General features: G+C 37.5%; 15 protein-coding genes. 5 read left to right on the top strand and 10 right to left on the bottom strand.

What is annotated here, in order from left to right:
* The first annotated feature begins 9 nt into the window (after nt 1–9).
* Together J4771_RS12495 and J4771_RS12490 are read left to right on the top strand one after the other, a co-directional pair.
* On the top strand, nt 10–1,479 hold the full coding sequence (locus J4771_RS12495) for a helix-turn-helix domain-containing protein (RefSeq protein WP_224135322.1): 1,470 nt from the start codon (nt 10–12) through the stop codon (nt 1,477–1,479).
* Nucleotides 1,480–1,559: 80 nt separating this feature from the next.
* Nucleotides 1,560–2,177, top strand: coding sequence for a ComF family protein (locus J4771_RS12490; protein WP_262900175.1), 618 nt, complete (start codon nt 1,560–1,562; stop codon nt 2,175–2,177).
* Nucleotides 2,178–2,238: 61 nt separating this feature from the next.
* Here J4771_RS12490 and upp read toward each other — a convergent pair whose 3' ends face one another.
* From upp to J4771_RS12460, 6 genes are all read right to left on the bottom strand, one after another.
* The gene (gene upp, locus J4771_RS12485) at nt 2,239–2,889 is read right to left on the bottom strand and encodes a uracil phosphoribosyltransferase (protein ID WP_224135320.1); all 651 of its coding nucleotides are present in this window, start codon (nt 2,887–2,889) and stop codon (nt 2,239–2,241) included.
* 108 nt (nt 2,890–2,997) lie between these two features.
* The gene (gene der, locus J4771_RS12480) at nt 2,998–4,305 is read right to left on the bottom strand and encodes a ribosome biogenesis GTPase Der (protein ID WP_224135319.1); all 1,308 of its coding nucleotides are present in this window, start codon (nt 4,303–4,305) and stop codon (nt 2,998–3,000) included.
* A gap of 196 nt (nt 4,306–4,501) precedes the next feature.
* On the bottom strand, nt 4,502–5,809 hold the full coding sequence (gene murA / locus J4771_RS12475; protein ID WP_224135318.1) for a UDP-N-acetylglucosamine 1-carboxyvinyltransferase: 1,308 nt from the start codon (nt 5,807–5,809) through the stop codon (nt 4,502–4,504).
* Nucleotides 5,810–5,811: 2 nt separating this feature from the next.
* Nucleotides 5,812–6,453: a DUF4290 domain-containing protein gene (locus J4771_RS12470; protein ID WP_224135317.1), complete on the bottom strand. Its 642-nt coding sequence runs from the start codon at nt 6,451–6,453 to the stop codon at nt 5,812–5,814.
* A 160-nt stretch (nt 6,454–6,613) separates the two neighbouring features.
* Entirely contained in the window at nt 6,614–7,021 is a 408-nt protein-coding gene (locus J4771_RS12465) for a thiol-disulfide oxidoreductase DCC family protein (protein WP_224135316.1), read from the bottom strand.
* A gap of 99 nt (nt 7,022–7,120) precedes the next feature.
* The gene (locus tag J4771_RS12460; RefSeq protein ID WP_224135315.1) at nt 7,121–7,603 is read right to left on the bottom strand and encodes a heme-binding domain-containing protein; all 483 of its coding nucleotides are present in this window, start codon (nt 7,601–7,603) and stop codon (nt 7,121–7,123) included.
* A gap of 319 nt (nt 7,604–7,922) precedes the next feature.
* On the opposite strand from J4771_RS12460, the gene J4771_RS12455 reads away from it, so the two are divergent.
* The 3 genes from J4771_RS12455 to J4771_RS12445 are packed head-to-tail and all read left to right on the top strand — an operon-like array spanning nt 7,923 to nt 9,131.
* Nucleotides 7,923–8,561 carry a peroxiredoxin gene (locus tag J4771_RS12455; RefSeq protein ID WP_224135314.1) on the top strand — a complete coding sequence of 213 codons (639 nt, stop codon included), beginning with the start codon at nt 7,923–7,925 and terminating at the stop codon, nt 8,559–8,561.
* Nucleotides 8,562–8,571: 10 nt separating this feature from the next.
* On the top strand, nt 8,572–8,880 hold the full coding sequence (locus tag J4771_RS12450) for a thioredoxin family protein (protein WP_224135313.1): 309 nt from the start codon (nt 8,572–8,574) through the stop codon (nt 8,878–8,880).
* A complete protein-coding gene (locus J4771_RS12445; protein ID WP_224135312.1) occupies nt 8,880–9,131 on the top strand; it encodes a DUF6952 family protein in 252 nt (83 codons plus the stop codon). Before J4771_RS12450 ends, J4771_RS12445 begins: the two co-directional genes overlap by 1 nt.
* Before the next feature lie 102 nt (nt 9,132–9,233).
* On the opposite strand, the gene J4771_RS12440 is transcribed toward J4771_RS12445, so the two are convergent.
* The 4 genes from J4771_RS12440 to uvrA all read right to left on the bottom strand — a co-directional run bounded on the left by J4771_RS12440 (nt 9,234) and on the right by uvrA (nt 13,861).
* Nucleotides 9,234–9,746 (bottom strand): hypothetical protein, encoded by a 513-nt coding sequence (locus J4771_RS12440; RefSeq protein ID WP_224135311.1) that lies wholly within the window; start codon nt 9,744–9,746, stop codon nt 9,234–9,236.
* 84 nt (nt 9,747–9,830) lie between these two features.
* Nucleotides 9,831–10,328: a GNAT family N-acetyltransferase gene (locus tag J4771_RS12435; protein ID WP_224135310.1), complete on the bottom strand. Its 498-nt coding sequence runs from the start codon at nt 10,326–10,328 to the stop codon at nt 9,831–9,833.
* A 22-nt stretch (nt 10,329–10,350) separates the two neighbouring features.
* Nucleotides 10,351–11,016, bottom strand: coding sequence for a DUF1345 domain-containing protein (locus J4771_RS12430; RefSeq protein WP_224135309.1), 666 nt, complete (start codon nt 11,014–11,016; stop codon nt 10,351–10,353).
* A 13-nt stretch (nt 11,017–11,029) separates the two neighbouring features.
* The gene (uvrA, locus tag J4771_RS12425) at nt 11,030–13,861 is read right to left on the bottom strand and encodes an excinuclease ABC subunit UvrA (RefSeq protein WP_224135308.1); all 2,832 of its coding nucleotides are present in this window, start codon (nt 13,859–13,861) and stop codon (nt 11,030–11,032) included.
* Nucleotides 13,862–13,993 lie beyond the last annotated feature (132 nt).

Here is a 13,993-nt window from a genome sequence, read left to right as displayed (position 1 = left end):
TTTTGATTTATGAATGGAGAAAGCGACTATATCAAAACGGTTTTCGGACTGAAACTGAAACAGCAAAGACAAAAAAAAAATTGGTCTTTGCAGGATTTGGCGAACGAGACTGGCTTGTCCAAATCCTATTTAAATGAAATTGAAAACGGCAAAAAGTACCCAAAACACGACAAAATCATACAACTTTCAGAAAGTTTAAAATGCACCTATGATGAATTGGTTTCTACGAAATTGGATAAGAGTTTGACGCCATTTACGGAGATTTTGCAGTCTGACTTTTTCAAAGAAATTCCTCTAGATTTATTTGGGATTAACAAGAATAATTTAATCAGTATCATCAGTGACGCACCGAAAAAAGTGACGGCTTTCATCAATACTTTGATTGAAATTTCGCAGAATTACAATCTCGGAAAAGAGCGATTTTATTTCGCTGTTTTAAGGAGTTTTCAGGAACTTTATGATAATTATTTTCCAGAAATTGAAGAGAAAGCGAAACAATATTTTTATGAACACCAAATTTCGGCAAAACCAAATTCGGCAGATTTTGAAAAGATTCTCATCAATCAGTTTAATTATGAACTAAAGTCTTTAAGCCTCGACCAATACGGCGCATCGGGAAAATTGCGCTCGCTATTCATTCCAGAGAAAAATTTGCTTTTACTGAACGAACTTTTAGATGAAGACCAAAAAACTTTTATTCTCGCCAAAGAAATCGGTTTTAATATTTTGGAATTAAATCCGCGTCCGAACACCTATTCTTGGTTGGATTTCACGAGTTTCGAAAGCTTGTTGAACAACTATTACGCCTCCTATTTTGCGGGTTGCCTTTTAATTCCGAAAGAAAAATTGACGGAAGAGGTTTCCGATTTTTTCCAAAACCAAGATTGGAATCCAAAGAAATTTGAAAAACTCATCGAAGATTTCACGAACTCACCCGAAACTTTTTATTACCGTTTAACAAATATTCTTCCAGCCGATTTGGGAATCAAAGATTTGTTCTATTTATGTTTTACCAAAAAGAAAAATTCCGATAAAATACAGATTCTGAAAGAGCTGCACCTCAATCAACAACAAGCTCCACACGCCAATTCAACCAACGAACATTATTGCAGACGATGGATTGCCGTGAAAAATCTGGCGAATCTAAAGGAAAACGAAAAAGTAACCGATGCCCAAATTTCACATTATAAAGACAGCGGACTTTCCTATTTGGTGATCTCTACTTCGCAGAAAAATCCTTTTTCAGACGGCACAAACCGCAGTTATTGCCTCGGAATTTTGCTGAATTCAAACTCTTTAAAAAAGATCAAGTTTTCTAAAAGCGAATCCGTGAAAACGGTCAATGTGGGTGTGACTTGCGAAACGTGCAGCATTTCGGATTGCGAAGTTCGGAAAGCACCGCCAATTCGCCTGGAAAAGGAAATTTTTAACGAGGATATGAAACGGGCGATTGAGAAGATTAGGAAAGAGGTGATTTAGGTTAAGGTTGAAGAAAAAAATAGTAATTTTATAAAAATCAATAATCCGTGTTGCTCAATTTACTTTTCCCGAACCGATGTATGGAATGTGGAAAAATTATTTCTGCAGATGAATTGGTTTGCGAACTGTGTTTTGACCAAATCAATTTTACTCATCACGAATTTGGGAAAAACAACCTGTTGAAAGAAAGATGCAAATTACTTTTTCCGGTTGAAAACGCTTTTGCTTTGATGCAGTTTGAAAAGGAAAGTTTGAGCCGAAGAATTGTGCACTCCCTGAAATATGGAAACCGTGAAAAAGTGGGAAAAATATTGGCGAACTGGACTTCCGATAGAATTGACCTTACAAAAGACAAACCCGATTTAATCACCACTGTTCCACTCCATCCAAAAAAATTGAAAGAAAGAGGTTACAACCAGCTTCATCTTTTTGCAGACACTTTGCAGGAAAAATTTAAAGTTCCCTGCAACCATGAGCTATTAAAACGAAACAGCTATAAAAAAGCACAAGCGAAAAAAAGTAAAAAAGACAGAACAGGTACAGAAAACCTTTTTTGTCTAAAAGAGGAAATATCGAACGCACAAGTATTGATTATCGACGACGTTTTCACCACAGGAAACACCATGAGCTCCGTTGCGTGGGAAATTCTAAAAGCCGGAAATAACAAGGTGAGCGTTTTGGTAATGGCAATGGATTAAAGTCCGAAGTCGGGAGATTAAAAAATTCCTCCACTAACTTAACTCAAATTTATCTGAAAAACTATCGCTGTAATTTTTCACCGTAAGACAAATCTCCCGCATCACCTAAACCAGGAGTGATGTAACCTTTTGAAGTAAGTTTTTCATCTATTGCTCCGACCCAAATTTTCGCGTTGGGATAAGCGTTTTGAATGGTTTCAACTCCTTGTTTGGAAGCAATTGCGGCAACAATATGGAGTTGTGTGGGATTTCCGTGGTTTAATAAATCTTTGATAGCTTCTATTAAACTCGCGCCGGTTGCCAACATTGGATCAGCGACGATTAAAGGTCTTCCATCAATATTTGGGCAGGTTAAATAATCTTGCTTAATGGAGAAATAATCGTTCGCATCGTGTTTTCTGTATGCCGCGACAAATCCACAATCGGCTTTGTCTAAATAATTTAAAATTCCTTGGAACAAGGGAACTCCTGCTCTTAGAATAGTTGTGATTACAGGTTGGACTGCGATTTCTTTAACGGTAATTTTATCTAAAGGCGAAATGATCTCCACTTCTTTCTGTTCCAAACCTTTTGAAATTTCGAACGCGGCGATTTCCCCGATTCTTTCCATATTTCTGCGGAATTTCATGCGGTCGTTTTGCACCTCGGTATTTCTTAAATCATTGATCCAGGAATTGACAAGCGAAAAGTTTTCAGATAAAACGTTAACCATTATTTTAGATTTATTTTGATACAAAATTAAAGATAAATTTCGGCTAAAGCCAACAATATTTAAAATAATAAAGCGGGCTAAAGCCCGCTCCTATTGATTCGATAAATTCTATTTCTGTCTGAAATACACCTCAATCGGAACTCCCGTGAAACCAAATTCTTTGCGCAATTGGTTTTCTGTAAAGCGTTTGTAAGGCTCTTTCACGTATTGTGGTAGGTTGCAGAAAAATACAAATTGCGGACTTGGCGTTGGTAACTGAACACAATATTTTATTTTGATGTATTTTCCTTTCAAAGCAGGAGGAGGCGTATTTTCAAAAATGGGAAGCATCACTTCATTCAGTTTTGAAGTCTTGATTTTCTTTGCGCGGTTTTGGTAAACTTCCATCGCCACTTCAACTGCTTTCAGGATTCTTTGTTTCGTTAATGCTGAAATAAATAGAATTGGGATGTCTGTAAACTGACCTATTCTTTCTTTGATTTTAGCTTCAAAATCTCTCATCGTGTTGGTTTCTTTTTCCACCAAATCCCATTTGTTAACGAGGATTACGATTCCCTTTCTGTTCTTTTGAGCCAACCCAAAGATATTCATATCCTGCGATTCCCAACCTAAAGTTGCGTCAACCATGATAATCACGACATCGGAATATTCAATCGAACGAATGGAGCGCATTACCGAATAAAATTCCAAATCCTCGGAAACTTTTGCTTTGCGACGCATTCCAGCTGTATCTACTAACACAAATTCATGTCCGAACTTTTTATAAAGTGTTTCAATGGAGTCTCTGGTTGTTCCTGCAATATCGGTTACAATGTTTCTTTCGACATCGAGCAAAGCGTTTGTTAGGGTTGATTTTCCTACGTTGGGTCTTCCTGCGATGGTGATTTTTGGCAAACCTTCGAAAGGATCTTTATAATCGGTTGTCGGGAAATCTTTTACAATGTCGTCCAACAATTCCCCAGAACCAGAACCGGTTGCAGAAGACATGGTGTAATATTTTTCGATTCCTAATTGGTAGAATTCTGTTGCGGCGAGTTCTTCTTTTGCAGAATCTACTTTATTGACTACTGTGTAAACTGGTTTATTTGAACGTCGCAACAATTCAAAAATTTCTTGATCCGTGTCAGTTAAACCTTCTTCCACATTCAGCATGAAAATAATTGAAGTGGCTTCATCAACTGCCAACTGAACCTGTTTTGAGATTTCTTCCTGGAAAACATCTTCGGTATTTACTTCGTAACCACCAGTATCAATTACCGTGAACTCTACTCCATTCCAATCGGATTTACCGTAATGGCGGTCACGAGTAACTCCTGCGGTGGAATCTACGATGGCTTCCCTTCTTTCTAATAAACGGTTAAATAAGGTTGATTTTCCTACGTTGGGACGGCCAACAATGGCGACAATATTTGACATAAAATTTTGTTTCTTTTCGATTTTCTTTGATGGTTAATTTTAAAAAAATCGTTTGGTTAAGAATGGGTTACTTCAACTTTTGAAGCCCAAAAATTTTTGCAAAGATAAGGTTTTCAAGATAAAACGAATTGGAAGTTGCAATCACAAAAAAGTTCTGAAAATTTTTCAGAACCTTTATATTATTTTCATCTAACTATTAAATCCTTTCGATATCCGCTCCCAAAGCTTTTAATCTTCCGTCAATATTCTCATAACCACGGTCAATTTGCTCGATATTGTGGATAATGGATTTTCCTTGCGCTGAAAGTGCCGCAATAAGTAATGCGTTTCCTGCACGAATGTCGGGAGAAGTCATCGTAGTCCCACGCAACGGATATTCGTGATTTAAGCCAACCACTGTTGCACGGTGCGGATCACACAAAATAATTTGAGCACCCATATCGATGAGTTTATCAACGAAAAATAAACGGGATTCAAACATTTTTTGGTGCACAAGAACAGTTCCTTTCGCTTGAGTTGCCACTACCAAAATAATGGAAAGCAGATCCGGCGTAAATCCCGGCCATGGTGCGTCGGAAACAGTAAGAATAGAACCGTCTATAAATTTCTGAATTTTATAATGTTCCTGTGCAGGAATATAAATATCGTCGCCACTTTGCTCCAACTTAATTCCCAATTTTCGGAAAGTGTTTGGAATGACACCGAGTTGGTTCCAGTTCACATTTTTTATGGTCATTTCAGATTTTGTCATCGCAGCAAGTCCAATCCAAGAACCGATTTCAACCATATCGGGAAGCATGGTGTGTTCTGTTCCACGAAGATGATTCACCCCTTCAATCGTCAATAAATTGGAACCGATTCCGGAAATGTTTGCGCCCATTCTGTTGAGCATTTTGCAAAGCTGTTGCAGATAAGGTTCACACGCCGCGTTATAAACTCTCGTTTTTCCTTTCGCCAAAACTGCCGCCATAACAATGTTCGCCGTTCCGGTAACAGAAGCTTCTTCCAACAAAATAAATTTCCCGTGAAGTTCTTTTGCTTTTAAAGAATAGAAATATTCCTGTTCGTCATAATGAAATTCCGCACCTAGTTCTACCAAACCTTGAAAATGGGTATCCAATCTTCTTCTTCCAATTTTATCTCCACCCGGAGTCGGCATATACGCTTCACCAAATCTTGCCAACATTGGTCCCAAAAGCATTATCGAACCGCGAAGCTTGGCTCCGTCTTTTTTAAATTCCTTTGATTTTACATAATCGAAATTGATGTCATCAGCTTTGAAGGTATAATCACCGTGGCCATTTTTGGTAATTTTCACCCCGAAATCGCCGAGAATTTCAATCAGCCGGTTCACATCGTGGATGTCGGGAATATTTTTAATTCGTACTTCCTCGTCCGTTAAAAGTACCGCACATAAGATTTGAAGCGCCTCATTTTTAGCACCTTGTGGCGTAATTTCGCCGTGTAACTGTTTTCCTCCCCTTATTTGAAATGTTCCGCTCATCCTTATTTACGGTTTTTATTATTATGAAAATTACGTCTTTTGTTTTGGCTGTTTTGGTTGCCTTTCTGATTGTTTTTATTGCTTCTGTTGGTTGCGTAATAAATTTTGCTCTTGTCTAAAGAATCAATACTCGTTAAATCCAGTCGATCTTCCGAAAGGTCTTTCAAATGGCGAAAAATTACCTCGTCCTGAACGTGTTCTTTGTTATAAACATTGTAGGATTTCTTCATATTATTCGCAATAACCTGAATGAGGGCGTCTTTCTCATCTCCCGCTTCTAACTCAATCGCTTTCTCGATAAGCTGCAAAATACTTTTTCCGTAAAACTTAAATTCACCCTGAAGAATCGGATAATCCATTTTCTTTGGTTTCTCACGCATTTCTTCAATGGTTGGGAAAGCATAAGGCGAATCCACATCCAAATCGTAGCCCGAAAGAATGTACAGATGGTCCCAAAGTTTATGTTTATAGTTTTCTTCGTCGCGAAGCTGTGGATTTCTTTGTCCCATGAAATCTACGATGGCAACCGCCATTTCGTTGCGTTCTTCCTTGGTAGGAAGTTCTTTGCAGCGTTCCACGAGTTGCTGTATAATTCTGCCGTATTCAGGCAGGTGAAGTTGAGTCCTTTCGGTGTTGTATTCCATAGGTGCAAATATATAAATTTGGAACGAGGTTCGAGATACGAGTTATGAGTTGCGGGATTCGAGTTACGAGATTCGTGATTGAAGTTTGATGTTATTTGAAATTCCCTGAATTCGTTTGATGGCTGCAATATTGAATTTTACATCCACATCACAAAAAATATCATCCTAAAAACTTCTTCCTTTCCTCTTCGGTTGGAACAAAACATTTTTGCGAAGGAATTTTATCTCTGTTTTCAGCCACCTTATCGTAAACAAAATCGCTCAACATTCTTGGGAAAAAATTCATATTTCCGAAGATTCCGTTAAGTCCGCCCAAGATTCTTCCGATGGCAAAAACCGCCTGTGATTTTTCCAAATAGTAAGAATTTGGTTTCCAAAGATAAAGCGTACCGAATTTGTCGTTTTTTAGATTTCTTTCTTTTAGAAAACCTTGCCCAAATTCAGATTGCAGTGCTGCAAATAGGAATTGGTCTTTTTTGTCGTTGTCTAAAATCCATTTTACCCAACGGTTGCAAAAACCGCATTCGCCATCATAAAAAACGTAATATTTTGAAAGATCCATTAACATAGCAGAAAAATTGTTTCAAGTTTCAAGTCTAAAGTTTGATGTGGTTTGAAATTGTTTGATTTCGTTTGATAATGTTGGTATATTCAAAAACTCAATACTTTATTCCGCCCCTTTTTCCGTAGGAAGATTATTCAAGATTCTAATATCATTTGCCTGGAACTTAAAATATTTGATCAGTTCCTGTTTTTGAGCTTCAGAAAATTTCGCTTCAGAATGTGCTAAAATATATGAATCTAAAGGCATCTCTCCTTTTTCAATCATTTCAGCGGCTTCATCTAATTTATGCGCCTGTTTTTTGGGTTCAAGTGTTGCAAAAGTTGAGAAATTAAGTTCTTTTCTGCCTTCATCGATATGATCCTTCAAAAACCAAGCAATCGGTTGTACATTAGAATACCACGGATATTTTGATTCGTTACTGTGACAATCGTAACAACCATTTCGAATTAAAGTTGCTGTAGTTTCCGGGGTTTTTTTAATATTTAAAAAATCCATTTGCGGCGTTGGCGCAGGATTATTTTTATCAATCGGGAAAAACTGAATGAGTACAAAAGCTACAAACAGAATAACTAAAATCTTTTTCATATCTAGGTATTTATATTTTTAATGGTCTTATTGATTCTCCTACATCATCATTAGTACTTGGCTTTCAGAAATGATGGCGATTTTATAATTAAGGGATTTCACGAAGTGAATTTAGCAATTTTTTCTGAATTTTTAAGTGTTTTACTACAAAGAAAGGCGTTAAAGTTTTAAAACTTTTCTTGTGTGTTTAGGTCAAAACATCATTTTTTATTTTGATTATCGGATTCATTATTCTGATAGATATTATAAATAATTATTGCTTCTTTAATTGATAAAATCTTCATATCTTTGCACCGTCTAATTTTAAAATAATTATAACATGTCATTAGTAGGAAAAAAATTCCCAAACATCACAATCGACGCAATGTCTGAAATGGGAGACGATTTAAAAATCAACATCTTTGAGGAGGCAACAAAAAACCAACAAAAAGTGCTTTTGTTTTGGTATCCGAAAGATTTCACTTTTGTTTGTCCTACCGAATTGCACGCTTTCCAAGAGGCTTTACCCGAGTTTGAAAAAAGAAATACCAAAATCATCGGTGCTTCTTGCGACACCAACGAAGTTCACTTCGCTTGGTTAAATACAGCGAGAGACAACGGCGGAATTGAAGGCGTAACTTACCCAATCCTTGCAGACACTCACCGTCAATTGGCAAATATTTTAGGAATTGTTGACCAAGATTTCGAATTCGATGAAGAAGGAAATGAGTTCTTCACCGGTTCCAATGTAACGTACAGAGCAACTTATTTGGTTGACGAAACTGGAAAAATCTTTCACGAATCGGTAAACGATATGCCTTTAGGAAGAAATGTAAAAGAATATTTAAGATTGATCGACGCTTACACGCACGTTCAAAAACATGGTGAAGTTTGTCCTGCAAACTGGGAAGAAGGTAAAGATGCGATGAAGGCGGACAGAAAATCTACCGCAGAATATTTGGCGACACACCAAAACTAATTAAACAATTATGTACACAGAATTAGCAGAAGACAATTTGCAGCAAATCGTTGCAGACAATGAAAAAGTAGTGGTTCAATACGGCGCAACTTGGTGCGGAAACTGCAGAATTATGAAGCCGAAATTCAAAAAATTGGCTTCAGAAAATGAAGCGATTCCTTTCCTATATGTGGATGCCGAAAAATTACCTGAAAGCAGAAAACTAGCTAAAGTTGATAACTTACCAACTTTCGCCATCTTCAAAAACGGAGAATTGGTTGATCAGGTTCAAACGAACCAACAGGAAAGTTTAATTAACCTTTTTAAAGAATTGAATTAATGAAACTACCTATCATCAGACAGTTTTATCAAAATCAAACTCCCGAAAACCTTGAAAAAACTTTGGAAGTTTTGGAATCATTTTCAGAATTCCGAGGAACAACCGAAGAAGATTTGAATGTGGTGGGAGAACTAATCACCGATATTTGCGGAGCTTTAGAAGTTCACGCCAACGTAAAAAACGGAATGAGCGAAAAAGATGCTCTGAACGGATTTGCACAAAAAGTAATGGGAAGTATCGATAGAGTCTAACCTTTTTTGGAGCTAGGTTGCAATGGGTGCAAATTGGTACAAATGACTTCCAAATTATAAAATGAAAAAAGCGGGAAATTTTCCCGCTCTTTTTATTTATTGTTAGTCATCGTTTCCGTGACGTTTTCCGTTTTGATTTTTGAACTTTTTGTTTCCTTTGTTCTTATCGTCATCTGCAAACCTACGGTTGTTTTGATCGTAAATTACTTGACCATTTTTATAATAACGCTGTCTTTTTTTCACCTGTCCAGGTGCGTAATCTTTCGCACTACCGCCGTAGATTTTTTTCGCCTGCCCCGGAGGAAGATTTCTCGCGTTGTTGTTTGGATAATACACGGTATTGTTTCCACTTCTTCCTAAAATTCCCGGATTTCCGTAAACATCACCTGTTCTCACTACTCTACCATTTTGATAAACGTTTCCGTCTCGGTCTCTGTACACATCACCTCTACCGTAAACTGTTCCATCAGGTGCTCTGTAAACTCTGCCGTCATTAGGATAGTTGGTCGGGTAATTATTTGGATAATTATTTCCGTAAGGATCGTTCACTGCACCACAAGAAGCCATAGTAAAAGCTAAACCTGCAACTGCCGTTATTTTGAGTATTGTTTTCATTTCAATAAAATTTAAATATTTAACACGATGTTCCAATCTTGATGCCAAACTTTAAAATTTAAATTGAATAAGTTGCTTAAAACATTAAATTCCCACCACTGCACTGCGTCTTTCCAGCAAAATTACATCGCGCCAAACCCCATTCATTTGAGCAATTCTCTCCCTTGTTCCCACTTTTCGGAAACCTAAATACAAATGAACATTGATGCTCGCTTCATTTTCAGGAAAAATACCTGATTGTAAAGTCCAAAATTCATGTTCTTCAGAATCGAGGATTAGTTTTCTCAACAACATTTTTCCCAAACCTTTTCCCTGAAATTCATTTTTTAAATAAATGCTTACTTCGGCAACACCTTTAAAGCAATCACGGTTACTGATTGGCTGCAATGCCGCCCAACCAACGATATTTTCATTTTCGTCTTCCAAAACGAAGCGGCAGATTTTAAAGAATTTATTATCCCAAGCTTCCCAAGTAGGAACGTTTTGTTCGAAAGTGGCGTTTCCTCCGTCAATTCCTTCCTGAAAAATTTCGATTACTTTTTCACCGTCACTGGGCTGCATTTCTCGGATTTCGTAGTTCATTTTATTTAATGAAATTAATTAATTATTTACTTAAACCTGCCACCAAATTTATAGTTAAAGCTACCACGAAAGTATTCATAAAAAATGAAATTAAACTGTGAACCATGGTTAACTTACGCAATTTTTTCGAGGTTGTTTCCACATCAGAAACCTGAAAAGTACATCCAATACAAAATGAATAGTAAGCAAAGTCCAAATAATCAGGACTTTCATCATCGGGAAAGCTCAAACCTTCTGCCTGATTTTTTTTACCATTTTTATCTTTGTCATAATATTCATGAGCATAATGAAAAAGATATTGGGTATGAAGCGTAGTCCAAGCTAAAATCATCGCCAAAACGGTAATCGGAACATAAAATTTTTGGCTGCGAATTCCATCATCCTGAGTCGTAATTAGTACTGCAACCGCAACCATACTTGCGAATGAAGAAATCAATATGACTAAAAAAACAAAGAAAGCACTCCCATCATCTTCACGAGCTTTTTCTCTGATTCCCGAAACTTTTCTTTTAAAAACAATAACCCAATTTAAAAATAAAAATGTCGCTGAAAATGCAATCCAACCCGAAATGGCGGAGAAAATCACTTCCAAATCACTCAACTGAACCATAAAAAAAGTCAGGACACCCATTAATAAACTAATGAAGGCTCTGTGCCACGGTTTTGATTTTAGTATCGTGTGAATCATAATGTTTTCGTTTTTATTCCAATTCCCTCTTCAAAAACTTCGCCGTCAAAGACTTCTTATTCTTCGCAATTTCTTCCGGGGTTCCTTCTGCAATAATTTTTCCGCCGTGTTTTCCACCTTCTGGACCGATGTCGATAATGTGATCCGCTAATTTAATCACATCCAAATTATGTTCGATGATGATGAAAGAATTTCCTAAATCCACGAGTTTGTTAATCGCTTCCATCAACACTTTTACATCCTCAAAATGCAGCCCGGTTGTAGGTTCGTCCAAAATGTAGAGCGTGTTTCCGGTTTGTCTTTTGGAAAGTTCGGTTGCCAACTTGATGCGTTGTGCTTCTCCTCCACTCAAAGTCGTAGATTGCTGTCCCAAAGTGATGTAACCGAGACCAACATCCTGCAAAGTTTTCACTTTTGCGAAAATTTTTGGAATCGGCTGGAAAAAATCCGTTGCTTCATCAATCGTCATTTCCAAGACATCGGAAATGGATTTTCCTTTGTAGCGAACTTCCAATGTTTCACGGTTGAAACGTTTTCCGTTGCAGGTTTCGCAATGCACGTAAACATCCGGCAAAAAGTTCATCTCGATCACTTTCAAACCGCCACCTTGACACGTTTCGCATCTTCCGCCTTTTACGTTGAATGAAAATCTGCCCGCTTTGTAACCGCGAATTTTTGACTCGGGAAGTTCGGCGAAAAGATTTCGAATATCGGTAAACATTCCCGTATAAGTTGCTGGATTTGAGCGCGGCGTTCTTCCAATCGGAGTTTGGTCCACATCTACGATTTTGTCGATATTTTCAATTCCCTCAAATTTTTTATACGGAAGTGGTTCTTGAACGGCTCTGTAAAAGTGTTTGTTGAGAATCGGATATAAAGTTCCGTTAATCAAAGAGGATTTTCCGCTTCCTGAAATTCCTGTCACTACAACCAATTTCCCGAGTGGAACTTGAAGATTTACATTTTTTAGATTATTTCCTGTCGCACCTTTTAGAACTAAAGATTTTCCATTTCCTGTTCGTCTTTCTTTTGGAATTTCGATTTTCCGCTTTCCGGTCATGTAATCGGCAGTAATGGTGTCGGCTTTCAACAAATCTTTTGGTTTTCCCTGCCAAAGAACTTCACCACCGAATTTTCCTGCGCGTGGACCAATGTCCAAAACTTCGTCGGCTTCCAAAATCATGTCTTTATCATGTTCAACCACAATCACGGAATTGCCGATATCACGAAGATTTTTCAAGGAATTAATCAATCTTTCGTTGTCTCTTTGATGCAAACCAATCGAAGGTTCATCCAAAATATAAAGAACGTTCACGAGTTGCGAACCGATTTGCGTCGCCAAACGAATTCGCTGCGATTCACCGCCTGAAAGTGTTCTTGAGCTTCGGCTCAAACTCAAATAATCCAAACCAACATCCAACAAAAATTGAAGTCGGGTTTTGATCTCTTTCAAGATTTCGTGGGCGATGATTTTATTTTTTTCGCTGAATTGATCTTCCACTTTATTCAACCAATCTTTTAAATCAGCCAATGACAAAGCGTTGATTTCCGCAATATTTTTTCCGTCAATTTTAAAACTCAAACTCGAAGGTTGAAGTCGAGTTCCTTTACATTCGGGACAGGTTTCTTCGGTGGTGAAATGACGTTCCAACAAAATGGCTTCGTAGCTTTCTTTGTCCTCAATCATTTCCTCAATGGTTGGAACAAGACCGTCGAAATTCACCTTGATTTTCTTGGTAATTCCTGCGTGTTTCAGTTCTTTGGAAACTTCTTTGTGAGCTCCAAAATAAATTAAATCCAACGCTTCCTGCGGAATATCTTTGATTGGAGTTGACAAATCCTTATCGAAAACTTCCAAAATATTTTTAATCTGACCAAGAATCCACTTGTTGGATTTAATGTCTTCCAACGGCAACAAACCACACTGATTGATGGAAAGTTTGGGATTTTCAATGAAATAATCGGCATTCACTTTTTTGATGGTTCCCAAACCTTTGCAATGTGGGCAACTTCCTTTTGGGGAATTGAAGGAAAACGTGTTCGGTTCAGGCAAAGCGAGAGAATCGCCTGTTTCATCATCCATTAAATTTTTAGAAAAATAATGAATATCGGTTTCGCCTAATTTTTGCAAACCAATGGTTCCTTCTCCCATTTCCATAGCAGTTCGCAGGGATTTTTCCATGCGGTTTTCGGTGGCATTTTCTCCGATAATCCAACGGTCGATAACAATGTCGATGTCGTGAGTTTTATAGCGGTCGAGTTTTAAATCATACTCGATGTCCATCAATTCACCATCGATTCTTGCCTGTCCGTAACCTTTTTTCGCCATCTGTACGAAAAGTTCGTGGTAATGACCTTTTCGGGAACGAACAACAGGAGCGAGAAGCATTACTTTTTCACCTTTGTAATTTTCTTTGATGGTTTCAAGAATTTGTTCTTCGGTATAACTCACCAATTTTTTTCCTGAACTTAAAGAGTAAGCATCTGAAACTCTTGCAAAAAGCAGACGAAGAAAATCGTATAATTCAGTCACCGTTCCTACTGTCGAACGGGGATTTTTATTGGTGGTCTTTTGTTCAATCGCAATGACGGGAGAAAGTCCGTCGATTTTATCCACATCGGGACGCTCCAAACCACCGAGAAATTGTCTTGCATAAGCAGAGAAAGTTTCGATATAACGTCTTTGACCTTCGGCAAAAATAGTGTCAAAAGCGAGAGAAGATTTTCCACTTCCCGAAAGTCCCGTAATAACAACCAATTCGTTGCGTGGAATCTTTACGGAAATGTTTTTGAGATTGTGTTCACGAGCGCCGTAAACTTCGATATATTCTTTAGAATCTTTCATTTTTAGGGTCCGAAATTTTAAAAATTCGGAATTCTGCAAAAATACGGAATTTTTATGCCATATTCAATCTGTATTCATCTTATCGATAAGTTTTAAAATTCACGCAAAATGAATTTCAAGTTTGTAAATAAG

This window comes from Candidatus Kaistella beijingensis, assembly GCF_020084865.1.
GTDB classification, from domain to species: domain Bacteria; phylum Bacteroidota; class Bacteroidia; order Flavobacteriales; family Weeksellaceae; genus Kaistella; species Kaistella beijingensis.
This window is presented reverse-complemented; position numbering and strand designations above follow the sequence as displayed.